Annotated in this window: 22 protein-coding genes and 1 tRNA gene; 7 read left to right on the top strand and 16 right to left on the bottom strand. The window is 34.0% G+C overall.

Features of this window, described 5'->3' with window-relative positions:
• From BMX64_RS08160 to aroB, 6 genes are all read right to left on the bottom strand, one after another.
• The gene (locus BMX64_RS08160; protein ID WP_091169906.1) at positions 1–477 is read right to left on the bottom strand and encodes a DNA-deoxyinosine glycosylase; all 477 of its coding nucleotides are present in this window, start codon (positions 475–477) and stop codon (positions 1–3) included.
• 9 nt (positions 478–486) lie between these two features.
• The gene (gene recQ / locus BMX64_RS08155; RefSeq protein WP_091169902.1) at positions 487–2,598 is read right to left on the bottom strand and encodes a DNA helicase RecQ; all 2,112 of its coding nucleotides are present in this window, start codon (positions 2,596–2,598) and stop codon (positions 487–489) included.
• 87 nt (positions 2,599–2,685) lie between these two features.
• Positions 2,686–3,090 (bottom strand): DNA primase, encoded by a 405-nt coding sequence (locus BMX64_RS08150; RefSeq protein WP_091169898.1) that lies wholly within the window; start codon positions 3,088–3,090, stop codon positions 2,686–2,688.
• 8 nt (positions 3,091–3,098) lie between these two features.
• Entirely contained in the window at positions 3,099–4,070 is a 972-nt protein-coding gene (locus BMX64_RS08145; RefSeq protein ID WP_073353127.1) for a deoxyhypusine synthase family protein, read from the bottom strand.
• Positions 4,071–4,163: 93 nt separating this feature from the next.
• Complete coding sequence (locus BMX64_RS08140) at positions 4,164–5,564, bottom strand: type III PLP-dependent enzyme domain-containing protein (protein ID WP_091169894.1); 1,401 nt, start codon at positions 5,562–5,564, stop codon at positions 4,164–4,166.
• A 288-nt stretch (positions 5,565–5,852) separates the two neighbouring features.
• The gene (gene aroB, locus BMX64_RS08135; RefSeq protein WP_091169889.1) at positions 5,853–6,920 is read right to left on the bottom strand and encodes a 3-dehydroquinate synthase; all 1,068 of its coding nucleotides are present in this window, start codon (positions 6,918–6,920) and stop codon (positions 5,853–5,855) included.
• 92 nt (positions 6,921–7,012) lie between these two features.
• Between aroB and BMX64_RS08130 the strand changes: the two genes are divergently transcribed.
• Positions 7,013–8,182: a proline dehydrogenase family protein gene (locus BMX64_RS08130; RefSeq protein WP_091169886.1), complete on the top strand. Its 1,170-nt coding sequence runs from the start codon at positions 7,013–7,015 to the stop codon at positions 8,180–8,182.
• 105 nt (positions 8,183–8,287) lie between these two features.
• Here BMX64_RS08130 and BMX64_RS08125 read toward each other — a convergent pair whose 3' ends face one another.
• Positions 8,288–10,075, bottom strand: a complete 1,788-nt coding sequence (locus BMX64_RS08125; RefSeq protein WP_091169882.1) for an ABC transporter ATP-binding protein — start codon at positions 10,073–10,075, stop codon at positions 8,288–8,290.
• A gap of 211 nt (positions 10,076–10,286) precedes the next feature.
• Here BMX64_RS08125 and BMX64_RS08120 point away from each other — a divergent pair.
• From BMX64_RS08120 to BMX64_RS08105, 4 genes are all read left to right on the top strand, one after another.
• Positions 10,287–10,364, top strand: a tRNA-Val gene (locus BMX64_RS08120).
• A 298-nt stretch (positions 10,365–10,662) separates the two neighbouring features.
• The gene (locus BMX64_RS08115; RefSeq protein ID WP_091169876.1) at positions 10,663–11,910 is read left to right on the top strand and encodes an SIR2 family protein; all 1,248 of its coding nucleotides are present in this window, start codon (positions 10,663–10,665) and stop codon (positions 11,908–11,910) included.
• 320 nt (positions 11,911–12,230) lie between these two features.
• Positions 12,231–13,199, top strand: a complete 969-nt coding sequence (locus BMX64_RS08110) for a chymotrypsin family serine protease (protein WP_091169872.1) — start codon at positions 12,231–12,233, stop codon at positions 13,197–13,199.
• 11 nt (positions 13,200–13,210) lie between these two features.
• On the top strand, positions 13,211–13,420 hold the full coding sequence (locus BMX64_RS08105) for a hypothetical protein (protein ID WP_091169871.1): 210 nt from the start codon (positions 13,211–13,213) through the stop codon (positions 13,418–13,420).
• A gap of 370 nt (positions 13,421–13,790) precedes the next feature.
• Here the strand turns inward: BMX64_RS08105 and BMX64_RS08100 are convergent, their stop codons facing one another.
• The 8 genes from BMX64_RS08100 to BMX64_RS08065 form a co-directional block, all read right to left on the bottom strand.
• Entirely contained in the window at positions 13,791–15,212 is a 1,422-nt protein-coding gene (locus tag BMX64_RS08100; RefSeq protein ID WP_091170190.1) for an FAD-dependent oxidoreductase, read from the bottom strand.
• A 367-nt stretch (positions 15,213–15,579) separates the two neighbouring features.
• Entirely contained in the window at positions 15,580–17,841 is a 2,262-nt protein-coding gene (locus tag BMX64_RS08095; protein ID WP_091169866.1) for an acyl-CoA dehydrogenase family protein, read from the bottom strand.
• A 137-nt stretch (positions 17,842–17,978) separates the two neighbouring features.
• Positions 17,979–18,911, bottom strand: a complete 933-nt coding sequence (locus BMX64_RS08090) for a transglutaminase (RefSeq protein WP_091169861.1) — start codon at positions 18,909–18,911, stop codon at positions 17,979–17,981.
• Between the two features lie 21 nt (positions 18,912–18,932).
• On the bottom strand, positions 18,933–19,784 hold the full coding sequence (locus tag BMX64_RS08085; protein WP_091169856.1) for a substrate-binding domain-containing protein: 852 nt from the start codon (positions 19,782–19,784) through the stop codon (positions 18,933–18,935).
• On the bottom strand, positions 19,784–20,311 hold the full coding sequence (locus BMX64_RS08080; RefSeq protein WP_091169853.1) for a GNAT family N-acetyltransferase: 528 nt from the start codon (positions 20,309–20,311) through the stop codon (positions 19,784–19,786). The genes BMX64_RS08085 and BMX64_RS08080 overlap by 1 nt, the downstream gene beginning before the upstream one ends.
• A 132-nt stretch (positions 20,312–20,443) precedes the next feature.
• Positions 20,444–21,313 carry a nucleoside phosphorylase gene (locus BMX64_RS08075; protein ID WP_091169849.1) on the bottom strand — a complete coding sequence of 290 codons (870 nt, stop codon included), beginning with the start codon at positions 21,311–21,313 and terminating at the stop codon, positions 20,444–20,446.
• Positions 21,314–21,380: 67 nt separating this feature from the next.
• Entirely contained in the window at positions 21,381–21,710 is a 330-nt protein-coding gene (locus BMX64_RS08070; protein ID WP_091170187.1) for a translation initiation factor, read from the bottom strand.
• 104 nt (positions 21,711–21,814) lie between these two features.
• Positions 21,815–22,765, bottom strand: coding sequence for an isopenicillin N synthase family dioxygenase (locus BMX64_RS08065; protein WP_091169846.1), 951 nt, complete (start codon positions 22,763–22,765; stop codon positions 21,815–21,817).
• Positions 22,766–22,936: 171 nt separating this feature from the next.
• On the opposite strand from BMX64_RS08065, the gene BMX64_RS08060 reads away from it, so the two are divergent.
• Complete coding sequence (locus tag BMX64_RS08060) at positions 22,937–24,913, top strand: alpha-ketoacid dehydrogenase subunit alpha/beta (RefSeq protein ID WP_091169843.1); 1,977 nt, start codon at positions 22,937–22,939, stop codon at positions 24,911–24,913.
• Positions 24,914–25,125: 212 nt separating this feature from the next.
• Here the strand turns inward: BMX64_RS08060 and BMX64_RS08055 are convergent, their stop codons facing one another.
• The gene (locus BMX64_RS08055; RefSeq protein ID WP_091169840.1) at positions 25,126–26,019 is read right to left on the bottom strand and encodes a LysR family transcriptional regulator; all 894 of its coding nucleotides are present in this window, start codon (positions 26,017–26,019) and stop codon (positions 25,126–25,128) included.
• A 96-nt stretch (positions 26,020–26,115) separates the two neighbouring features.
• Here BMX64_RS08055 and BMX64_RS08050 point away from each other — a divergent pair, with 96 nt between their 5' ends.
• On the top strand, positions 26,116–26,709 hold the full coding sequence (locus tag BMX64_RS08050; protein WP_091170182.1) for an NAD(P)H-dependent oxidoreductase: 594 nt from the start codon (positions 26,116–26,118) through the stop codon (positions 26,707–26,709).
• Positions 26,710–26,711: the final 2 nt, after the last annotated feature.

Raw genomic sequence — 26,711 nt, 5'->3', positions numbered from 1 at the left:
TTATTGAAAACCGGTTGACCAGATTTTTAGCTTGTTGTCAAATGACATAGTATTTGCAGGACTAGTGGAAGGCATCACATAATACGTGATGCCTTTTATTTGTCCAAATTTTTTCAGAAAGTATTTATGACTTTCTTTTCCGTTAAAAATGATTGTAGTAATTTCTGGAAATTCTCTAAACAAGCTTTCAAAATCATTTTCTTTTTGATTTTTGATATGGATGTCCAAGCTTCCTTTTCTTTCGCAATTTTCTAAAACATCCCAAAGCCCAATATTATTAGCTTGGAGTAATTGTATCTTTTCTTCAAAGATTTCAGCTATTGGTAAATTATCCAGCAACGTGTACATTATTTTCCAAAAATGATTTCTTTTGTGCGCATAATATTCCTGTTTTTCCAATGAAGCAATGCCAGGCATGGTTCCCAAAATCAAAATTTTGGTTTGAGAATTTACAAAAGGAGGAAAGGATTTTATCATATAAATGAATTAAAGTACAGCATTTTCTTTTTCTAATATTGCCAATGCCAATCGGATTTTTCCATAATCTATTTTTTCTTCAAAATAATCAAAATAGGGTTTTAAGGCATTTGGTGATTCTAGTTTTACTTGCGCTTCGGCAATTTGAGAAACTTCTTCTTTTGAGATAAACGAATCCAAATCTATTTCGGCGCCATCAATGTACAATTTCGCTAAATGTGACATAATTGTACTTAATCCTAATTTTCTTTTTTGGGCAATTTCCTCCACTAATAATCCATTTTTATAAAGTTCCAATGTTTCTTTATAAGTAGTGGCTTCTTTCTTTTTTCTGACAACTTTAGATTTTTGAAAATCAATAATCGCTTTGATAAAAGCATCTCCATATTTTTCCAGTTTTGCTTTTCCAACACCGTCGATTGCCAGTAATTCGGTAACGCTCATCGGTCTTTCGGTTTCCATTTGGCGCAAAGCCGCATCACTAAAGATTACATAAGCTGGAACGGATTCTTCTTTAGAAATTTCGTAACGCAATTTTCTCAAGGTTTCAAAAAGCGAATTTGCTACTGATTTAGTTTTTGTTTCTTTGGTTTCTTGTTTCTCAATATTTATTTTCTGGACCGTGGTTAGTTGTACTTTCTCGCCTTCAAACAGTACTTTTTTCGCTAAAGAAGTAAGTCGAATTTTATTTTGTTTATGAAAAGCAATCTCACAGTACCCAAGATTTATCAATTGTATTAAATATTGATTCCAGTCAAACCATGAAAGATCAACACCAACACCATATGTTTTCAGGTTTTGGTATTCTTTTTCATAGATATACGCATTTTTGGACCCGCGCAAAAAGTCAATAATTACAGGTAATGGTTCGGTTTCCTGTAACCTAATAATTGCCGATAATGCTTTTTGAGCAATTATGGTTCCATCGAAAAAAAGCGGCGGATTTTTACAGATATCACAATTTCCACAATTTTCCGTAACGAGTTCGCCAAAATAGGAGAGCAATATCTTTCTGCGACAACTCAACGCATCTGCATATTGTTTCATTCGCTCCAGTTTGGCAAGTTGTACTTCGGCGTTTAAACCTTGAGAAGCAAATTTTTGCAATTGAATCACATCACCATAACTTTCGAACAATACGGTTTCTGATGGTAAACCATCGCGACCGGCACGACCAATTTCCTGATAATAGCCTTCTATATTTTTAGGTAAATTGTAATGAATCACCCAGCGCACATTTGATTTATCAATTCCCATCCCAAAGGCAATGGTTGCGCAAACCACTTTACAGTCATCATTGATGAATTCATCTTGTGTTTTCGAGCGAATTTTATTGTCTAAACCGGCATGATAGGCCTTAGCACTAATTCCTATTTTTTGCAATTTTTCGGCCAGTTCTTCGGTTGTTTTTCTGCTCAAGCAATATACAATCCCAGATTCATTTGGTTTTTCTTGTATGAAATCTATTATTTGTTTGACTCTGTCCAAAGCGGGACGAACTTCTAAACTTAAATTTTTTCGATCAAAAGAAGCAACAAATAGTTTTGGATTTTTAAGGTTTAATTGTTCACTAATATCCTTACGTGTAGCTTTATCAGCAGTTGCAGTTAAAGCTAAGATTGGGGTAGAAGGGAAGCGGTTTTTTAGATATCCAAGATTTGTATAAGCTGGTCGGAAATCATGTCCCCAAGATGAAATGCAATGCGCTTCGTCAATAGCGATAAGACTTATGGTCAAACTATTGAAAATATTGTCAAGAAAAGACAAGCTTTCCGGAGCAATGTAAACGAGCTTAATCGCATTGGATTTTAAACTTTCAATATAAAATTGACGTTCGTCTTCGGTTTGACTGCTGTTGATAAAACAGGCTTCAATTCCATTTGCTTTCAAGCCATCAACTTGATCTTTCATCAAAGCGATAAGCGGGGAAATTACGATTGTAATTCCGGGAAAAAGTAATGCTGGTAACTGAAAACAAATTGATTTCCCACCACCTGTAGGCATAATAGCCAATGTATCTTGCCCAGAGAGAACACAGTTTATTATTTCCTCTTGGTTGGGTCTGAATTTTTCAAAACCAAAGTTTTCTTTGAGTTTGGCATATAAAATTTGCTGAGTCATTTTGGCGTATATTTAGAAGTCTAAAGTTATAAAAAAAGGAACTCGTGAATGAGTTCCTTTTTATAAGTATATTTAAAACAGGATTAATTAATCCTCATCTTCGTCATCATCTTCATCTGAAAAATCTTTTTCATCAGCATCTTCGTCATCCTCATCATCTCCTGAATCAGAATCCAGTTTGTCGACAGCGTCGTCTTCATCGTCGTCATCAATATCATCGTCTAAATCCAGACCTTTGATCGGTTCAACAACTTCATCGATAAGGATTTCATCATCTTCATCATAATTTTCAATTCTATCAGCAAGCTTAGTGCTCACTTTTACTAAATAAATAGTATCTTCAGTTCTTACTTCAACTGCTTCAACTAATTCATTTTTAGCGTTTCTAAAACTAATAATGTTTGAATCATCATAACCATCTGGAAATTTATCCACCAATAGGTTTAAAATTTCATTGGTAAGTTTTGCGTAATCAACAATTACTCTTTTCATAAAATATTCTATAAATCTAATAAATAAGCGAAAATTAAAGGTGCCACAATGGTAGCATCCGACTCAATAATAAACTTAGGAGTTTTAATGTCTAATTTCCCCCAAGTAATTTTTTCATTTGGCACCGCTCCAGAATACGAACCATAACTGGTTGTTGAATCTGAAATCTGGCAGAAATAACTCCAGAAAGGAATGTCATGCATTTCCATATCTTGGTACAACATTGGTACAACGCATATTGGAAAATCTCCAGCAATACCACCACCAATTTGGAAGAAACCTACACCATTGGTACTGTTTTTTGGATACCAATCTGATAAGAAAACCATATATTCAATACCGGATTTCATTGTAGAAGCTTTCAAATCTCCTTTAATTACATACGATGCAAATATATTTCCCATCGTACTATCTTCCCATCCCGGTACAATAATAGGTAAATTTTTCTCAGCAGCTGCATACATCCAACTGTCTTTTAAATCAATTTCATAATATTCTTCAAGAACACCTGAAAGTAACATTTTGTACATAAACTCATGTGGAAAATATCTTTCGCCTTTGTCATCTGCATCTTTCCATATTTTGTAAATATGCTTTTGCAAACGACGGAAAGCTTCATGTTCCGGAATACAAGTATCAGTTACACGGTTTAGACCTCTTTCTAATAAATCCCATTCGTCTTGCGGAGTCAAATCACGATAATTTGGAACTCTTTCATAATGAGAATGAGCAACTAAATTCATGATATCTTCTTCTAGATTTGCTCCAGTACATGAAATAATATGTACTTTATCCTGACGAATAATCTCAGAAAATATTTTTCCAATCTCGGCAGTACTCATAGCGCCAGCCATGCTCACCATCATTTTTGCACCATTGGCTAATTGTTCTTCGTATGCCTTAGCTGCGTCAACTAAAGATGCAGAATTGAAATGCAAATAATGCTTTTCTATAAACTGACTGATTGGTCCTTTGCTCATTTTTTAAAATTTAAATACTTATAAATCAAAACGTTAAAAATATAATTTCAAATTTAACGAATTTTTATATTGAATAATTGAATAGTTGGTAATTTATTTTTTGTCGTAACCTAATATTTTTAAAACGTCTTCAGAGGTTTGTTGTTCGGAGAAAACCTCAGTGGCTAATATACCGTTTTCGTCTCTATCTATCAATATATGTTTAGGTTGCGGAATCAAACAGTGGTGTAAACCACCGTATCCACCAATGGTTTCCTGATAAGCACCCGTGTTGAAAAATCCGATGTACAATGGTTTCTCTTTGTTGTATTTTGGCAAATAAATAGCATTCATGTTTTGTTCGGAATTGTAATAATCATCGCTGTCGCACGTCATTCCGCCTAACAAAACCCGCTCGTATGTATCGTTCCAGCGATTGACCGCCAACATGATAAAACGTTTGTTGATTGCCCAAGTATCTGGTAAAGTAGTGATGAAAGAAGAGTCAATCATATTCCACTTTTCTCTGTCATTTTGTTGTTTTTGATACAAAATCTGATAAATCGCTCCACCACTTTCTCCTACTGTATAAGAACCAAATTCGGTAAAAATATTAGGAACGTCAACTTCGGCTTCGTCACAAGCTATTTTTATCTGATTGATGATTTCGTCAATCATGTATTGATAATCGTATTCAAATGCCAGTGAGTTTTTTATTGGAAAACCACCACCAATATTTAATCCGTCAAGAGAAGGACATTCTTTTTTTAATGCCACGTAAACCTTAATACATTTTACTAATTCATTCCAGTAATAAGCGTTGTCATTAATTCCAGTATTGATAAAAAAGTGCAACATTTTCAGTTCCAATTTTTTATTTTCCTTGATTTCCTTTTTGTAAAACGGAACAATATTTTTGTAACCAATTCCTAAACGGGAAGTATAAAACTCAAATTTAGGTTCTTCTTCGGCGGCAATACGAATTCCAATTTTAAATTTACTTTTTATTTGTCCCTGAAGCAAGTCAAGTTCTTCGTAATTATCAATAATTGGAATGGTGTTTTTATGACCATTATTGATTAGTCGCGCAATATTATCGATGTATTGATCTCTTTTGAAACCATTACAAATTACATACGTACTTTTATTGATTTTTCCGTTTGCCAAAAGATTTTCTACAATATTAATGTCAAAAGCAGATGAAGTTTCAATATGAATATTGTTTTTGAACGCTTCGTTCATAATGTATTCAAAATGAGAGCTTTTGGTACAGTAACAGTAGTAATATTTTGCCTCATATTTATTTTTTTCCATCGATTTACGAAACCAGCTTTTGGCTTTGTTGATGTTGTTTGAAATTTGAGGTAAATACGTAAATTTTAATGGCGTACCATATTGCTCCACCAATTTCATCAAATCGATATTGTGAAATTGAAGATTATCTTTGTTTAATGTAAATTCTTCTTGGGGAAAATAGTAGGTTTGATTGATTAAATCAGAATATTTTGTATTCATTAGATGTCATAATTATAGATTAGAATATTGTAAAAATAAAGTAACCTATAATTCAAACCCGAATATTTGCATAAACGATCTGAAGCTTCTCGTGGTCTGCTTTCAAGTATTGGAAAACATCAAAACTAAAGTTTCCTTTAATAGAATAAAACCGCTTCAATATCCTCAGAAAAGACATATTGTTTCGGGTTTTATTAGAACTATAATTTCGCTTGTTTTGACTTTTTTTCATTGGTGCAAATGTAAAAAATATTATATACGCAATGCAATCCTTTTTGTAAAAAATAATTAAGATTTATAATCTTCAAAAGCCCTAAGAATTAATTCATTTTCAACTGATTGATTGATTTTTATTTTTCCGATACCTTCAATTAATGCAAACTGAATGTTGCCATACTCATTTTTTTTGTCGTGAATTAGTAATTCCAAGATTGGTTCTATGTCCTTTTCATCAAAAATGATGTTGTCATAAATAGATTTGATGCAGGTTTTTATCTCAGAATATTCTTCTTTATTGATTAGTTTTTTATCCAATGAAATGAAACTTTCTAATATCATTCCAACGGCAATAGCTTCTCCGTGCAGTAAAGTAGTTTTATTTTCATTTTCCAAAAAGTAGCTTTCAATGGCGTGGCCCAAGGTATGACCAAAATTTAATGCTTTTCGGATATTTTTCTCCGTAGGATCTTGAAGGACAATTTCATTTTTTATTTCAACCGAACGGTAAATTAATGCATCAAAATCAGCAAAATCTATAGCTTTTAAGTCTAAAAATTGTTCCCAGTATTCCTTATCATAAATCAAACCGTGTTTCAGCATTTCGGCAAGACCGGAACGCATTTCATTTTGAGGCACCGTTTCAAGATATTGGGTGTCAATAAGAACCATTATTGGAACATTTATAACACCAATTTGGTTTTTTAAATTCCCTAAATCGACCCCGTTTTTCCCTCCAACAGAAGCATCAACCATTGATAGTAGCGTAGTAGGAATATGAATAAAATCAATTCCACGCTTGAATGTTGAAGCAACAAAACCACCTAAATCAGTAACAACACCACCGCCCAGATTAATTACAAGACTTTTTCGGTCTGCACCAAGTTCAGTCAATACATTCCAAATTTGAACACAAGTTTCAATATTTTTATTTTCTTCTCCTGCATCAAATTCAATGATTTCAATGGTAAGATCAGTTTCCAGATACGGAAGAAAATTAGGCAAGCAAAACTCGTTAGTATTACTGTCTACAATAATAAAAAGTTTGGAATACTTATTTTCTGTCAAATGAAGGTTTAAGGCTTCGTATCCTTTTTCGTTGAAATGAATTGGATAACTGTTGGCTTGAATTGATTGCATCTTTATGGATTAATTGGAACCGCAAAATAAGGTAATTTTTGGGGAATAATATTCAAAACTCTGTCTATATTTGTACAAAAATTTAACAAATAATGGAAAAAATATTCAATAATACGCAAGTTGCCTTTTCATTAAAAAGTGATACCGAATTGGATAGAGCTTATTTTCTTTTCAAAATGATTGCTAATCAGCCACTAGTTCGCATTGGAACTGCGGTTACTAATTTTGCCCTTAAAGCCAACCTTCCTGTGGAAGGTTTGATTCGCGCTACTGTTTTTGACCATTTTTGCGGAGGTGTAAATGAAGTGGACTGTCTTTCGGTTGTGGATAAAATGTACACCAAAGGAGTTTCTTCAGTTTTGGATTATTCTGTAGAAGGAAAAGAAGAGGAAGATCAGTTTGATGCTGCGCTTGAAATGACGTTAAAAACCATCGAATTTGCCAAAGAACGTTTGGCTATTCCTTTTGCTGTTTTTAAACCAACTGGTTTTGGTCGTTTTGAATTGTATGAGAAATTGGGAGAAAAACAAACATTAACCGCTGAAGAACAAGCGGAATGGAATAGAGTAGTGGAGCGTTTTGATTTGGTTTGTAAAGATGCTCATTCTAAAAATGTTGCCCTTTTGATTGATGGTGAAGAAAGTTGGATGCAAGATGCAGCGGATGATTTAGTTACCGAAATGATGCGTAAATACAATAAAGAAAAAGCAATTGTTTTCAATACGTTGCAAATGTATCGTTGGGATCGTTTGGATTACTTGAAAAAATTACATGAACAGGCAAAAAATGAAGGATTCTTCATTGGAATGAAATTAGTTCGTGGCGCTTACATGGAAAAAGAAATTGTTCGTGCGGAAGAAAAAGGGTATCCTTCGCCAATATGCGCTTCAAAAGAAGCAACGGATGAAAATTACGATGCTGCAGTTCTTTATATGATTGAGCATTTAGATTTAATGTCAATTTTTGCAGGAACCCACAATGAGTTAAGTACGTATACTTTAATGGAATTGATGCAACAAAAAGGAATCAAAACAAACGATGACAGAATTTGGTTTGGTCAATTGTACGGAATGAGTGATAATATCAGTTATAATCTGGCTGCTAATGGGTATAATGTAGCAAAATATTTGCCTTTTGGTCCAGTTAAAGATGTGATGCCGTACTTGATTCGTCGTGCAGAAGAAAATACTTCGGTAGCGGGACAAACCAGCCGTGAATTAGAGATGATAAAAGCAGAACGTAATAGAAGAAAAGGGAAATAAAGTCCTCAGTGTTCAGTTTTTAGTATTCGTAACATTTAAGTCCATAAAAAAACTCCATTCAATAAGCTGAATGGAGTTTTTTTATGTCAAAATGAACAATAAGATTTAAGAATTGCTGAATTGTAAATTACTTAAATTTTTATAAATACCATTTTCTAAAGCTATTAATTCTTGATGTGTTCCTTGTTCTGTAATTTTTCCTTTATCCAAAACTAAAATTTGATCTGCACTACGAATGGTTGAAAGACGGTGCGCAATTATGATACTTGTTCTTCCTTGCATCAAAATTTCTAACGCTTCCTGAACTAGTTTTTCACTTTCACTATCTAATGATGAAGTGGCCTCATCCAGAATCAAAATACTTGGGTTTTTCAGTAATGCTCTTGCAATTGCAATACGTTGTCGTTGTCCTCCGGAAAGTTTAATTCCTCTTTCTCCCACAATTGTTTCAAATTTTTCAGGAAAGCTTTCGATAAAATTATAAGCATTGGCTTGTTTTGAAGCGGTAAGAATTTCTTCTTCGGTTGCATTTGGTTTTCCATAAGCAATATTTTCTCTTATGGTTCCTCCAAATAATATCACATCTTGCGGTACAATACTCATGTTTCCACGTAGATTTTCTAAATCAAAATCATAAATATTTTTTCCGTCAACCAATATTTCTCCTTCATCAATATTATAAAAACGCAATAGAAGTGAAGCAATAGTTGATTTTCCAGTTCCACTAGGACCTACGATAGCTATTTTTTGACCAAAATTGGCCGTAAAACTGACGTCTTTTAATACTTTAATTTCTTTTCTAGAATGATAACTGAACGCTACATTTTTGAAAGTGACATTTCCTTTTATCTTTTGTGTTTCCGAAACGTCTTGAACTGAATTAATTTTTTCAGGTGTTTCATCCAATAATTCAAAAACACGTTCAGTTGCCCCAATCGCTTTTTGAATTTGGGCATAAAGCTCTGCAATTCCTCCAAAAGAAGCCCCAACAAATGTAGAATACAATACAAAAGAAATCAATTGTCCCACACTCATTTCACCACTGATGCTCAATCGAACTCCGTACCAAACTACGGCTACAATAGCTCCGAAAAGACAAAAGATAATGAATGAAGCAAAGTAACCTCGGTACTTTCCACCTTTGATAGCAATCTTAACAACTTCCTTTATTTTTCCGTTGTAACGGGCAATTTCGTACCACTCATTGGCGAAAGCCTTTACAATACTGATGCCTTGCATAGTTTCTTCAACAACCACTTGACTTTCGGCAACTTTATCTTGAACATTTTTTGAATATTTCCTGATGAATCGCCCAAAAATAACAGCAGCAACAGCGACAAGCGGCACTACGGATAACATCAACAACGTTAATTTGATACTTTCGTTTGCCAATAAAAGGACGCCACCAATAATTAGAATAAATTGTCTTAAAAATTCGGCAATTGTAGATGTTAAAGTGTCTTGTATTTGGGTTATGTCAGAACTGATTCGGCTGTTTAATTCCCCAACACGTTTTTGGGAGAAGAAAGACATGGGTAGTTTTACCAAATTACTGTAAAGCGATACTCTCAAATTAGCTAAGGTATTTTCAGTGAAATTGACAAATAAATACAATCTAAAAAACGAAAATATAGATTGTAGAAATAAGATTATAATTAAACTTCCCGCAATCATGTTAGCCTGAGAGTTATCTTTATTTTTCACACAATCGATAAGCATTCCCATTAATTTAGGAAAGGCGAGAGCAGTCGCTCCAGTGAATAATAAAAAAATTAAACCTACATAAAATTTCCAACGGTGATTTCCTGCATATTGAAATATTACAGTTGCTTTTTGGAGTGAGCTTGCAGTAATTTTTGATTTTGGTAAATCGTTTTCTTTGAACCTGGCCATTATCTATTGTTTATATCGCAAATGTAAGATTATAACGAATCAATACAAAAAAATAACAGCGTTTCATGATTAACATAAAGTGCTATGATAGAGTGTAAAAGCAAATAGCGTCAATAATTTATTCATTTTTTTTACTTTTTTGCTTGCAGATACGATTTCTAGCTGTATATTTGCACTCGCAATACGGAAACGAAAGCGACCAAATTGTTTAGGGCGATTAGCTCAGCTGGTTCAGAGCACCTCGTTTACACCGAGGGGGTCGGGGGTTCGAACCCCTCATCGCCCACCATAATTCACCAACCTCCAAAATCACTTGATTTTTGGAGGTTTTTTTGGTTCGAAAAAACAAATGTTTTTTCATAAGCCGCTGTGAAGCCCATTTATACTAAAATAAATGATTCGTAGTTCTTAAGGATCATAAAAGTACTACAACCATCAAACATTTATGCTCACCTAAGTACCAAGATTATCCAATAAATTAAAAATCTCTTTAATAATTTATAAAGAATTGTTTCTATATTAGTAAAGAAATACACATTGTTAGACCAATATATGAGTTGTACTTAACTTCACAGAAATACCCTATAATGAAAAAATTATTAATTATTACAGGTGCAGGAGCATCATTAGAATTTGGAATGCCATCAGTAAAAATGATTGATGATCTTTTGGAAGAATGGGCATTATCAATTTTACCATTAAAAAGTGATAATCAAAAAAGCTTGTATTCGTGGGTAAAAGAAGAATTGACTAATTATGTTTCCCAAAATCCCAATAATAGACTTGAAAATATAATTAATTTTGAGAATTTACTTTATACAATCCAAAATCTCTATTCCATTTCTAAAGATGAACATTGGAAACATTTTAATAATCGTTTAAAGCCATTTATTGAACTTCTTGATTTTCCAGAAGTAATAAGTTTTAGAAAAGAAAAAAAAGCTGACTCTTCAGACTTTCATTTCCTACACACGTATTTAATAGACAAATTATTAGAACATTTTAGAATAAAATGCCAGAGTCTTTTAGTTGATAAAAAAGGAGAAATTGAATTATTGCAATCTTTTTTTAATTCTTTAAAAGAAGAATTTGAAATCGGATTTATAAATCTCAACTATGACAATGTTATCTTAAGTGCATTGCCTGATTTGTCAACAAGTTTTAACAAAGTTAGTGGGGAATTTAGCAGAGAGGAATTGTATGACTCTAATTGGAATTTTTGCTATCATTTACACGGCTCTGTTTATTTTGATATGAAGGGAGGGAAAAACACTGAAATGCACAAAATTTTATGGAACAATGATTTAAAATCTCAATTTTCTCAAAATTCATCAGGCCGAAATGGAAATTATACAAGTGAGGGTTTAGCTCATTTAAACTCAAATATTATAGCAGGTTTAGACAAAACAAACCAACTACTTAGAGAGCCTTTTGGACCATATTATATGCAATTAGACAAACTTATATTTGAAGCAGACTCAATACTTTTTATGGGGTATGGATTTAATGACTTGCATTTAAACAAAATTTTTCCATTTATACGTTACGACCAAAATAAGAAAAGAAAAGTGGTAGTTATTGATTGGGCATCAGATGACGAAGATGGACTAAATTTTAGGCACGATGGTTGGACTTTTGGGATATCTGAAACCATCCCATTTAATTCATACGAAATGGGTAACGGAAAAAGTCGTTCGCCTCAACCAATTAGTTATTTTAAAAGAAACAAGACTTTAGAAAAATCTTATAATCCAGAATATCCATTATCAATTTGGTATGACGGAGTATTAGAAGCTTGCAGAAATTCTGAAAAAATTAAAGATGAATTGAGGTAAAAAAAGTTAAGTACAACAGCTTCGTTGCGTGCGTAGAACGAACAATGAAGCTGTTATGTTAAGTGTTAATTACTTTGCCATATTAATGCCATTTTTATGCATATTACCGATATCGTTAGTTCGCTAACCGTCGTTGCTAAAAAGCGGACTAAAGTATTCTCTGCCGGGGATACACTTTGTGAAAAATCAACATCAAACTTACTAAGAACCAGCAATGGCGATTAACGGCGGTTAGCTGCAGTTGTAACTATATTTTAATTAGGATCAACTATCATAATTTTTGTTAACTTTGATTAGTTTTAATAAAAATATAAATATTCATGGATTACAGAAAGGCAATAAAAATTCAAAAAATAATTTGTGATAATTTTTTTTTCAACAGACAGAACGTTCCAGTTTCTGCAGGTGACTTTGACGACGATATTGAACCAGCTGAATTAATTTTAGAAATTTTTAGTGAAGTCATAGCTGTAAATGTTATTAAACTTTCAAATGTAGATTTTGCAATCGAATTACTAAGTAGAAATAATGATTTGTATTTAACACCAATCCTTGAGTACTTTCATCTAAAGAAAGGAGAAATTATATCTTCGTTATCTGAAGAACCGATTATTGAACAAGTTAAGAAAAGACCACTTGTAATGGGTTGTTCAATTGGACCACTTTATGAAGGGTGGAGAGGCACATTAGGTTGTTTTGTAAAGGATATTGATAAGGGAGGAGTCTATATATTAAGTAATCATCATGTTTTATATAGTGAAACGGGATATAAAGATAATTTTATAGTTCAACCAGCAACTTTTGACGGTGGTAAAAATGAAGATGCAATAGGATTATATCGACGTTCACTTGCTCCTGACAAAAGCACTGTAAATGATTTTGATGCTGCAATAGCTGGACCACTTTCGGAGGAATACAGTCAAATAATTCCTGGATTTAATATTACAGCTGACGAATTTACTAATGCCACGATTGATATGAAAGTATATAAGATTGGAATTAGAACAGGAAAGACTTTCGGCATCATAACAAGTCTTACAAGTGCTTTGAAAGTTAATAACTCTAATGGAGATACACTTGATTACCAAAATCAACTTACAATTAATGGTACGCAAGAAGATTTTACAACTCCTCAAAATTTTTCATTACCAGGTGATTCAGGATCAGTAATTTTAGATTACAATACTAATAAAATAGTTGGATTATTATTTTCTGGCAATGGAGGCTTTTACAGCTTTGCAAACAACATAGAGCCATTACTTCACAATCTTCGAGTTTCTTTAAAGTAAATTTATCAAAAATGGATATTGAATTAGCATCTCAAGAACTTTATTCTAAACTTCGTATTTATGACGAGGTTATAGGGATTGGGGTGTACCGCAAAAATGGTATTCAATATATAGTGGTTTATTTAGCAAAACTTTCTAACATTATTTTAGAAAAAATACCTAAGGTTTACAAGGGCAACAATGTGGAAACTGAAATTACTGGATATATAACTCTTCACTAATTATGATATTAGTTAAATAAACACTTTTCCAAAATATCTTAAAATAAAAGAATTGTCTTGTAAATAAAAAGTTTCTCGTGTAGGTTCAATTGCACCTAACTTAATTATTCTAGCGATTAAATGGCGACAATACGATTTTTTTGGCTGTTAAAAAAAATATTTTTAGTACAATTTATTGACTTTTTTAAGATAATAAAAAAAATGATTGTTCATTATGCTTTCATTGAAATTTTCTTTAGATCATGCAGAAAATGGTTCGTAAACAGGTTCTTAAGGACCACAAAAAACTCCATTAGAAATAATGGAGTTTTTTATGTCTTGACTTTTTTAAAACCTCTGAGCGATAAAATGGTAAATTCATAGGATTATGCTATGCGTCTTTTTTCTTTAGACATCGTCCTCTCGGCTCATCACCCTCATGAAGCACAATTTCGGAATGCAGGAACTGTGCGGCGGCCGCTGAATCATTCACTTTTGTAGCACTGCGTTCTAACATTTCTGATTCAAACTCTGTTAATACACTTTTCCTTATTCCAACTTTTCTCCATTGCGATAAAGGTCTGCATCCTCTTGTTATTAAGCGAGCCAAATTAAGTGCATCCAATAATGCTTGATTTGCACCCTGTCCTTTGAATGGACTCATAGGGTGAGCTGCATCTCCTATAAGAGTTACTTTCTGTGCTTTTGCCAATAATTCTGGTTCTAGTAATTCCCGATCATATACAGGATAGCCAGAAATCTGAGCTTCCAGAGTCGTCTCTAAAATCTGAGGAATAGGATTGTGCCACAGAGTTCTACGCAGTGCTTCTTCCTTTAGTGCTTGAGGTCCTTTAGCACTTAACGCCTTAGCATCTTCTTCTAGCATTGGAAAACTCAATTGCCACATTACCGAGTCTGAATCATAAGGCATGATGTAGATTCGCTCATTCCCATTAGCAGTTTGAAATACAGTGGCCGAATCCAGTAAATGACTATTAAGACCTTCAAGTGCTTTTAAAGGACAGATACCTAATATCACGATACAACCTAGATAACGTAATGGGCTAATATTATCACCAATCAGCAACCTGCGAACTGAACTGCGAATACCATCAGCTCCAACTACTAGATCCGCTTTGGCATTCTTGATTTTTCCATCCACTTGAAAGTTTAGATCAACACCATTGTCCTCACATTCCTTAAAATCTACTAACTGATGTCCCCACTGCACCGAATCCTGTCCACCGAGTTGTTGAAGTAACGCTAAGCGTAAAGATTGTCGTGCGATATGGATATTGGTACGTTTCTGAAAAGTTTTCGCATCTGACTGTATCCACTTTCTGATTCCCCATTCACCAATAACTTTTCCTTCTGTCGTATGAACCAAATGTCTTGTTGAAATTACCCCTTCTTCCAATGAAAAAATGCCCAATCCTTCAATTGCTTTAGTGGCTTGTTGCAATGTAAGTCCATAGCCCTGAGACCTGGCTTCAAAATTATCATCGCGCTCATAAAGGGTAAAAGGAATTCCTCGGTGCAAACAGGCAACAGCAAGAGCTACGCCTCCAATACCTCCACCAATAATGGCAAGGTGTGGATAGTTTTCTTGATCTGCTATAGGAGGAGTGGAAGAACGAAGCAGCCCGGATCCGGAACATTTCAAGCAGGTGTGAAGGTGTCCTTTAGGAGGAACTGGAGTGGTATCTTCGCCATTCGTAATTTTAAATTGGTCTACCGCCAGCTGGTACTGAAGTCGCGCTTTTTTGGTTAGTCCCCGACTTTTCTTGCCTCGTCCTTGACATTCTAGGCACATAGTCCAGCTTGATTCTTTATTTTCCAATTTTTTTATTTGCTGTTTTATTTAAACTTTTTATTCGTTTTCTCTAAAAAAAAATGAAACTGACACAATTGCAACTGGATTTAATAATGATACAGTTACTAATATCTCATTGCTTCTATATAGTTTAAAATGATAGTTTTACATTTTTTAAAAAATTACATCTTGTGGCAGTTTTGTAACTTTAAGACAAAAGAATAGCCTTGCAAAATTACTTTATTCAATTTAAAACAGAAAGGATTTTTCAGCGCTAATTATTCAAGTTTTCCTTAAATACTGAATAGAATAATTAGAAACTAGTTTTTTTTAAACTATGCAATCCTTTTTTAAAATAAAGCATATATCAATCTAAAGCAATTGGAGCTGCAAGACAACTATCCGGAATGTCAAATGCTTTTACTAATGAAACGGCATCCGGCCTGATTTCCCAGCAAAGCTGATTCACCATCTTACGAATGGCTTTCGTTTTTGCAGCTTCCATATAACCATCTTCAAGATACCATCCTTTATTTTTTTCCATTTGTGAAAGTGCATACAATTTACATAACTGAGTCATTATTTCCTTACTTTTCTTATCCTCGATAGCTTCTATGGCTTTTTGAAACTGCTCTAGAACAATTCGTTCGAGATAAGCCTCAGCTACATCAATCATTTGATGTTGCACCACATTAAAAGCATCATAAGGTTCAAGTCCGCCATCAATTAGTTTTTTCAATCGCTTTGCTGCTGATGCCAATATTGTTTTTTCTCGATATTGGAAAGCGCTCAGGTGAAATTCATAATCTAATAAATGGGTTTCCTCAGTTTTGCGCGTTACAATTGGATTTTTTTCAGAAATAGCTGTTTTGGCATTTTCAAAAACGTAATTAATTATTCCCATAGCATCCATTTCACCAAATGCCTTGCGAAATTCTGACAAGCGATTTTTAGCAACTAATTGCATTAAGACGGTATTGTCACCTTCAAAAGTAGTATAGATTTCGGTATCATTTTTCAACGCATCGATTCTGTTTTCTGATAAATATCCTTTACCACCGCATGCTTCGCGACATTCTTGTAAAACACCTGTGGTACTCCAGGTTGAGTAGGCTTTCATTCCGGCTGCCAAGGCTTCAATTTCTGGCATTTCCGATTCTGTTCTAGCAATATAACGATTCGTCACGTATTGCAAAGCAAAATGTATCGCATACGTTTTTGCCAGTAATGGAATCAATCTTCGTTGATGCATTCGATAATTCAAGATTGGAACTTCTGAGCCTCCTTCGGGTCCAAATTGCCTACGTTTGTCGCTATATTGTATCGCTATTGTCAATCCTGATTTGGCTGCAGCCAAAGCTGATCTCGGAATCCCAATTCGGCCACCGACCAAAGTACCTAACATTGTAAAAAACCGTCGATTGTCACTTGGAATCGGACTTTCAAATTTTCCTTCTTCGTTTACCGAGGCAAATCGATCCAACATGTTTTCTTTTGGAATAACCACATTTTCAAAACGAATGGTCCCGTTATCAACGCCATTAAGTCCCATTTTAAGTCCGCAATCACCAATTGTGATTCCTTCCAGGATTTTGCTGTTTTTATCCCGTATTGGAACAATAAAAGCATTCACACCGTAATCTATTCCATCAATAACTAATTTGGCAAAAACCGTAGCCATCTGACCATGAACTGCTGCGTTACCAATGTATTCTTTCTGCGCCTTTTCATGCGGTGTATGAATGGTAAAAGTTTGGTCATTATGGTTGTACTTTGCCGTTGTTTCTAATCCTTTTACATTCGAACCATGATTGGTTTCAGTCATGGCAAAACAGCCGGGTAACTGGAGTGAGCCAATATCCTTTAAATATTTACTATAGTGTTTTTCGGTTCCAAGCGATTGTATACTCATTCCCCATAGCCCGAATTGTACACCAAATTTAATTACCAAACTTAAATCGTGATAGCTTAATGTTTCCATAATCGCAAAATAATCGGCTATGTTTTCGCCACCGCCGTATTTTTTTGGATACGCCATGTTTCCTAAGTTTTCGTCTGCAAGGATTTTACACCAGCCGTAAACTTTTTCACGATATACGGCAGTATCAGTCGAATTTTCATAGGCAAATTCTGGTCTGCTGATGACCGTTTTTACTTTTTTAATAATGACCGACTGTTTTCCATCAAGAATTTGGGTCAGTTTTTCAATTTCGAATGTAGGGGCAGATTGGTAATTTGAAGTGAAGGTTTTTGACCTATTTTTAAAATTTCCAATTGCTTCTTCGCCTAAAATTCCCAAATCGTTTTCCAGTTGAAGAAAATCAGCTGTGTGATCTTTGATAAAAGAATCGTTTTCAGCAAGCGCCATCGAAACTTCAAATATAGATTTTAACAAAGGATGGTTGTGAATAACAGTATCAATTTCACCTTTCCATTCAGCAAGTTGTGCTCGGGATGGCGGAACAGAAATCGCTACTTTTGAAAGAAGAAATTCTTGTTCTTTTTCGGAAATCCAGCGCTGTGAGCCTATAAATTCTTGTAACGTAACGAATTCTTTTTGAGACAAAAGGTCATCCGACCAAACGAGATAAAAAAATGGGATAAATGCCTTTAATTTTGAATTTTCCATAGTAAAACTTAATTAAAATAATAATTTCAGTTTGGTTAAGATAGGAAAATTTATTGACTAAAAGTGAGGATTATTGGTATACTTGAAAATTTGCAAGGAAATTGGATTAGCTTTTTTAAACGAAAATGGCATAAAAATTAATCCAATGTCAAAGCACCGAGAATTTCTTCTGACATGAAAGGTCCACCAGGATATTTGGCCGTATAATCCAGATTCATCCAGATTTGACCACGTTCATCAACGTGATAATGAAGTTTATTTTCATTACTTTCATTTACAAATAGTACATTTTTGATTAGAAAATTGACTTTTTCTAAATCAGTCAGAGATCCTATCAATATTTCCGGGTAAATGTGGCCTGTAGTATGAATTAATCGGGGAGTTCCACCAATAGACTTAATTGCGGCAGCCATTAGTATCGAATGATCATCACAATCTCCAGAAAAATAAAGCAGTGATTCCGTAGCCGTTGCGATATAATCTCGTGCTTTTGGATCGCTTACGTAGTTCCATCGGCTATTTATTTCTTTGAAAACGGCAAAGCATTGTATGATGGTTCTGTAATCAGAATATCCTTTTATGTCTTTAAAATGTTTTGTAGTAGCCATAACTGCAAAATTCCTGATTTTAGGATTTTGATATTCTATGGCATTGATAATTTTTGATTTATTGGGAAACGGAAGCAACTTAGCAATGATAATATCTTGTGGATAGGGATTGTCAGACATCGTGTACATAATTGAATTGTAATCTTCAAAAACGCTGTTAAATCCATAATTTCCAATTGTAGAACCGTACACTAAAACCAATAAATACAAAATAATACAAAAGAGGATAATAGTTCTTAAGAATCGAAGGATGATTTGAATTATTACAATCATCACCAAAAAAAGCACTACTCTGTCAATATTAAGAAACCAGTTCGGGTTAATTAAATTTTGATGAACAATGATAAATAATGGAATTGCGATTAATATGTTCAGAATAAAAATAATAACGTCATCCCAAGGTTTTTTGACCTGGAATCGCTGTTTAATACCCTGAAAATTAATTTCTTTTATTTTTATCATAGTAAAAATAAAAACAGTAATCTAGACTGTTTTTACAATATCCTCAAAAGTACCTTTTTTATCGATAATTTTAAGTTGAAAAAGTTGATTTTGAACTTTGTTTAACATTTCAGTTGATAATGGCTTTTGTGACCATTGTGTTAAAGAAAGCCATTCTTGAATATCCTCTATTTTTTGATGGTAATTTGAAGCTAAGGTTTTATCAATACTTGGAATATCTTTAAAATCTTCTGTAGTTTGATTAATGATTGCAAGAATTTTTGAAATAAGAACTGGATTGTTTTCCAAAACTTCTTCTCGAACTGCTATTACAAAACAAGGCCAAGGTGTAGGGCAATCAGCAATTCTTCTGAAAATTCCTTTATCGACTAATGGTTTGGTCATAAAACGTTCCCACATGAAATAATCTGCGGTTCCGTTTGTCAAAGCTTCAACAGCGCCATCGATAGTATTTACGATTTCGAACGGAAGATTATCTGTTTTCCATCCCTGATTATCCGCATTGACATACGCCATTAATTGCGAACCGGAACCCAATCTGGAAATAGCAACTTTTTTGTTTTCTAAATCAGCTAACGTCTTATAATTGGAGTTTGCCGCAACGTGAATTCCCCAAATTAATGGACTTTCTACATAAACTTGAACAATTTTACTCGGGTTTCCGGCAACGATATCTTTCACGATTCCTTCGGTCAGGATTACGGCAATATCCGTTTCGCCATCACGAAGCATTTGGCACATTTTTCCGGTTCCTTCGGGAACATCAGTCCATTGTAAATTGATATTTTCTTTTTCGAAATCTCCGTTTTCTATGGCTAAATGCCAAGGAAGATTGAAATGTTCCGGAACACCGGCTATTTTTATTATATTCATTATAAGTTAGGATTTTTTAATTCGTACCAATTCCAAGAAACGCCATCTTCCATGTATTGTTCGGTCATTTTCAGTCCAATTTTTTGCAATATTCTATTTGAAGCGATATTATCCGTATGCGCTGCGGCTTCCATGATTTTGATTTTCATTACATTAAAACCATAATCCAGCCATGCAAAACTGGCTTCACTAGCATATCCTTTTCCCCAGAATTTTTCGTTTAACCGATAGCCAATATCATAGAAATGAATTTTGTTATTTACCATTTCGGTGTTGTATTTTAATCCGGCCCAACCAATTAATTCATTAGTTTCTTTCAAAATAACTACAAATCGCCCAATATTATTTTGAATATATTGCGTTCTTACAGATTCGATATACAAATGTACTTCGCTAATATCCGTCAATGGTTTGTTCCAAAGATATTGATGTACCTTAGGATTGCTGTCCATTTCAAATAATGCTTCTGCATCTGAAGCGAGCATTTCTCTTAAAATTAATCGGTCGGTTTCTAAAATAAGATTCATGATATTTCCAATAAATTAGTTCTTTAATGATTTAGCCCTGATAGGAGTGAAAATCCTTTTCTTATTTTCTTTAAAAAGGAAAAGATTGTAACGGATAGCAGGAAATAGCTCCAAAACAAAATGAATTTTTTACTATTGATTCGCCAATTTATCCAATGTATACGCAATCAATTCATCAACGGCTTTGTATGGATCTTCACTAAAAGTTCCCGAAGCACGATTGGCAATGATAGCGTTAAGTGATAATGCATTGTGTCCTAAAAGTGCCGAAAGTCCATAAATTGCTGCGGTTTCCATCTCTAAGTTTGTGATTTGGTTGTCACCAAATTCAAAATTATCCATTTTAGCATTCAATTCTTCATCTTGAATATTCAAACGCAACACTCGACCTTGTGGACCGTAAAAACCACCTGCAGTTGCGGTAATTCCTTTGTGCATTTTGTCGCTTTCAATTATTTTTTCCAGTTTTTCGGAACATGCAATCACGTATGGTTTTCCTTTTCTTAAATCCCAGTTGGTATGTTTCACAAAAGCATCTTCCATTTCCAGATTTGAAACTTCGTCAATCAAATAGGAGCGGAGCATGTTGTCCAATCCTAATCCGAATTTTGATAGTACAAAACTGTCCACAGGAATATCCGCTTGCAAAGAACCCGAAGTTCCAATTCGGATGATGTTCAGTGAAGTAAGATTTTCTTTTGGCTGACGGGTTTTCAAATCAATATTGACCAAAGCATCCAATTCGTTGATGACGATATCAATATTGTCAGGACCAATTCCTGTAGACATTACCGTAATTCGTTTGCCTTTGAAAATCCCGGTTTGGGTTTTGAATTCTCTTTTTTGAGTCGAAAATTCGATGCTGTCAAAAAACTGTGTGATTTTTTCCACGCGATTTTGATCCCCTACAAAGATGATATCGTGTGCAATATGTTCTGGTTTTAAATTCAAATGGTAAACGCTACCATCTGGATTTAATATTAATTCTGATGATTTTATCATTGCTTTTTTTGTTTAATGTTTAAAATTGCTCAACTGAACACTAATTGATGAACACTGAATATTTTTTCTAGCCTCCAACTCGTTTTACTTTAAATCCTTTTTCTTTTAAAATAGTCATTATTTTATCGCGATAATCTCCTTGAATGATAATGGAATCATCTTTAAAAGTTCCGCCAACACTCAATTTAGTTTTAATTTCTTTAGCAAGAATTTTAAAATCCTCTTCAGTACCTTCGTAACCTTCAATTATGGTAGTTGCTTTTCCTTTACGCTTTTCGAATTTACAAATCATAGGTTCTTTTTGAACGTATAATTCGTGAGCCACTTCTTCAATTTGCTCTTCAGGCGATGGTTCGTGATCTGGAAAAAGGTTTTTTAATTGGTCTTGTAAGTCCATAACTTTATATATTTTGAAAGCGAATAATGCTATTTTAAATTGGTAAAAAACAAAAGACATTAAGCATAAACTTAATGTCTTTTAGTATTTGACGTAAATTAAGTTTACTTTTTAATAAGACCTAAATCTACTAAACGCTCGTATAAATAAGCTCCCGCAGTAATATCTTCGAATTTTTTTGGATTTTCGGCATCAATACAGTTTTCCAAACAATCCAATTTCATATCACTCACCGGATGCATAAAAAACGGAATAGAATAACGCGAAGTTCCCCATAATTCTCTTGGTGGGTTTACCACTTGATGAATCGTAGATTTCAATTTGTTATTAGTATGACGCGATAACATATCACCCACATTAATTACTAATTCATCCTGTTCAGCAATGGCATCAATCCATTCTCCGTTGTGATTTTGTACTTGCAATCCTTTTCCTTGAGCACCCATCAACAAAGTAATCAAATTGATATCACCGTGAGCAGCAGCACGAATTGCATTTGCTGGTTCAGATGTGATTGGTGGGTAATGAATAGGTCTTAAAATTGAATTTCCGTCTTTAGTATACTGGTCAAAATAAAACTCATCCAAACCAAGGTGTAAAGCCAAAGCTCTCAAAACATAAACTCCTGTTTTTTCAAGCATTTGGTACGCTTCTTTACCTACAACATTAAAACGGGGAAGTTCCTTCACTTCAACGTTTTCAGGATACTCAGATGCGTATTTTGAATCTTCAGACACGTATTGTCCAAAATGCCAAAACTCCTTCAAATCACCCTCTTTTCTGCCTTTGGCATGCTCTGTTCCAAAAGAAACATAACCTCTTTGTCCGCCAATTCCAGGGATTTCATAACTGTGTTTTGTTTCTAAAGGTAAAGCGAAAAAATTTCTAATTTCACCATACAATTCATCAACCAACTGGTCGTTTAAAAAATGCCCTTTGAGTGCTACGAAGCCAATATCTTCAAATGCACTTCCGATTTCATTTACAAATTTTTGTTTACGTTTCGGGTCGTCCGAAAGGAAATCACGCAAGTCAACACTAGGAATGTTTTGCATACTTTTAAATATTTTTTAATAACTTGAAGGTTAAAAACCTTGCAGATACAAATGTAAAGAATAATTTTATATCTGAATTTTAAAACTTATAAACAATATAAAAAAATATAACAAAATAATACTAAACTGTTATATTTTTTTATCTTTGAACCATACTATAAAACCGAAAAAATGATCTTCGATAGAAAAAATCTTACTGACAATCAATTATTAGATTTATATAAAAGAATACTGAAACCAAGGCTGATAGAAGAGAAAATGTTGATTCTTATTCGTCAGGGAAAGGTATCCAAATGGTTTTCTGGAATTGGTCAAGAGGCTATTTCTGTTGGAGTCACAGCAGTTTTAGATTCAGATGAGTACATTTTGCCAATGCATAGAAATCTGGGAGTTTTCACTGGAAGAGATATTCCGTTGTACCGTCTTTTTTCACAATGGCAAGGCAAAGCAAATGGTTTTACTAAAGGTCGTGATCGCAGTTTTCACTTTGGAACCCAACAATACAAGATTATTGGAATGATTTCGCATTTAGGTCCGCAATTAGGCGTTGCTGACGGAATCGCACTGGCCAATAAACTTAAGAAAAACGGAAAAGTTACCGCAGTTTTTACTGGTGAAGGAGCAACAAGCGAAGGCGATTTTCACGAAGCGTTGAATATTGCTTCGGTTTGGGAATTGCCCGTGATGTTTGTCATCGAAAATAATGGTTATGGATTGTCAACTCCTACAAACGAGCAATACCGCTGCGAAAACCTTGCCGATAAAGGGAAAGGCTACGGAATGGAAAGCCATATTGTTGATGGAAATAATATTCTGGAAGTATTTAATTTGTTATCCGAATTGAAGGCTTCGATGAAAGAAAATCCACGTCCTGTGTTATTGGAATTCAAAACCTTCAGAATGCGCGGGCATGAAGAGGCGAGTGGGACCAAATATGTTCCGCAAGAGTTAATGGACATGTGGGCGATTAAAGATCCCGTAGAAAATTACAGAAAATATTTAGTAGAAAACGGAGTTCTTACTGAAGATTTTGACACGGCTTTACATACTGAAATAAAGAAGGATATTGATGAAAGTCTGGCTATTGCCAATGCTGAACCGGAGATAGAAGCATCATTAAGTGAAGAGTTAAATGATGTTTACAAACCGTATGCATTTAAATACGTTAAACCATCTGAAGAAAAAGAAAATATTCGTTTTATAGATGCGATTTCTGCCAGTTTGAGGCAATCAATGGAACGCCATGAAAACTCCGTAATCATGGGGCAGGATATTGCTGAATATGGTGGTGCTTTCAAAATCACTGATGGTTTTGTGGCGCAGTTTGGCAAAGAGCGGGTTATCAATACGCCAATTTGTGAAAGTGCCGTGGTTTCGGCTGGAATGGGATTATCAATTAATGGATACAAAGCGATTGTGGAAATGCAGTTTGCCGATTTTGTTTCCACAGGATTTAATCCAATTGTCAATTTATTAGCCAAATCTCATTACCGTTGGTTGGAAAAAGCAGATGTTGTAGTCCGAATGCCTTGTGGCGGCGGAACACAAGCAGGGCCTTTTCATTCGCAAACCAATGAAGCTTGGTTTACCAAAACTCCGGGTTTAAAAGTGGTTTACCCAGCATTTCCATATGATGCGAAAGGACTATTGAATACTTCTATAAACGACCCAAATCCGGTATTATTTTTTGAGCACAAACAATTGTACAGAAGTGTTTACCAAGATGTTCCTACAGATTATTATACGATTCCTTTAGGAAAAGCGGCTTTGTTGAAAGAAGGAAATCAGGTTACGATTATATCGTTTGGAGCAGCGGTGCATTGGGCTTTGGATACTTTATCAAAAAATCCTGAAATTTCTGCTGATTTGTTGGATTTAAGAACTTTACAACCTTTGGATACTGAAGCTATTTTTGCATCGGTAAAGAAAACGGGAAGAGTAATTATTTATCAAGAAGACAGCATGTTTGGAGGAATTGCAAGCGATATTTCGGCAATGATAATGGAAAATTGTTTCAAATACCTTGATGCGCCAGTAAAAAGAGTGGCAAGTTTAGACACGCCGATTCCATTTATAAAAGCCTTGGAAGATCAATATTTGCCAAAAGGTCGTTTCGAAAATAACCTGAAAGAACTTTTGGCATATTAATTTATAAGTTTATAATTGGGTTATTTTTAGGGTTTTAATTCTAAAAATAACCTAATATCCAATAGATAATAATAAAGATTAGAATTGTGCCAAAACAGCCACCGCCTAATTTTTTGGCTCCGTAACCTGCTAGTATTGTTTTGAAAAATCCATTCATAAGTTTAAAATTTAATGATTTATAAAATTAAACTATATTTCCAGAATAACAAATTTTAGTTCAAATCGATGAAAATTTTCTTAATCAAAGCGATTTCTTCCTCATACATTGTTTTTTTTCTGGTTGCAAAATAGAGCGTGTTTTTTAATGGTGTTTTCCCTTCCCAAATCAGTTTTATAGTTGCATTATCGATTTCTTTACGGCATAAAAAATCAGGAACAACAGCCAAGCCTTTGCCACTGCTCAAACAACGTACTATAGAGTTTAGATTTGGCACAATATAATTAGGTCTGAAATCAGGATGTTTATTGAAATTTAATTGCCAAAAACGACGTAAATGTTCCATATCTCCGGTAGTTCCGTACCATTTTTGTTGCTTTAGCCAAAGTTCAATTTCTTCTAAATTTTCATTTTTTTCTATTGAATTGAATTCTAAATCGTCAATTTCGCTTCCACCAACAAGTACAATAGTTTCAGATGAAAATGCCTGATATTCAATTGCGTTTTTAACGACCATTTGTGGCGTGATAATCAAATCGAGAATTCCTTTTTCTAAATTTTCTACCATTTCAGGATATTCTCCAAACTGAATAATAACATTAAATGGTAACGTCGAAATATACTGTTCCAGTGTGATTTGGAATGTTTCAAAACACATTCCCACACTTATGGTTGGCGTATTTTTCTCGGTGCTTCTTTGAAAATTTTTCTCGGCCTCTTCCAGTTTGGTTAATGCTTCAATGATAAAATTGTAGAGCACTTTTCCTTTTTCGGTGGGAACCATTTTCCGACCTGTTCTGTCAAATAATTTATAGCCTACATAAGTTTCCAAGGAACTCAAATGCAGACTCACACCAGGCTGTGAAATAAATAATTCTTCCGCAGCACTTGTTAAAGTTCCTGTTTTGTAAACTGCTTTAAACGTTCGATACCATTCTAAATTTACCATAACTATTATAATTATGATACAAAGGTATGAATTATGTTATTTTAATAATAGAAATTCTCGTTCTAACTTTGCACCATCAAATTAAAAATGCAAATCATGACAAAAATATTTATAATTAATGGCGGACAAAAATTTGGCCATTCTGGAGGACGATTTAATGAAACCATTTCGAATGAAACTTTGAATTTTTTCAAAAGCAATAGTAATTTTGAAGTAAAAACAACGAACATCAATGATGATTATATTCCTGCTGCAGAAGTGGAGAAATTTGTTTGGGCTGATGTAATTATTTATCATACGCCAATATGGTGGTTCCAGTTGCCACATGGATTTAAAAAATACATTGATGTTGTTTTCACTGAAGGTCATGCCAAAGGGATTTACAAAAGTGACGGTCGTTCAGCGGAAAATCCGACAATCAATTACGGAACAGGAGGAATGCTTTATGGCAAAAAATATATGTTAACCACCTCTTGGAATGCTCCAAAAGAAGCTTTTACTTTACCGGGAGAATTTTTCAATCAGCACAGTGTGGATGAAGGACCATTATTTGGTTTTCACCGAATGAACGCTTTTACAGGCATGAAACCGTTACAAAGCATTCATTTTCATGATATTGAAAAAAATGCAAATGTTGAAAATGATCTTAAAGTGTATCAAAACCATTTAACACAACTATTTTTAAATTAATT

Origin of the sequence: Flavobacterium sinopsychrotolerans (assembly GCF_900110375.1) — a bacterium.
Taxonomy (GTDB): Bacteria; Bacteroidota; Bacteroidia; order Flavobacteriales; family Flavobacteriaceae; genus Flavobacterium; species Flavobacterium sinopsychrotolerans.
The sequence above is the reverse complement of the archived record's forward strand: the minus strand, read 5'-3'. Positions and strand labels throughout refer to the sequence as shown.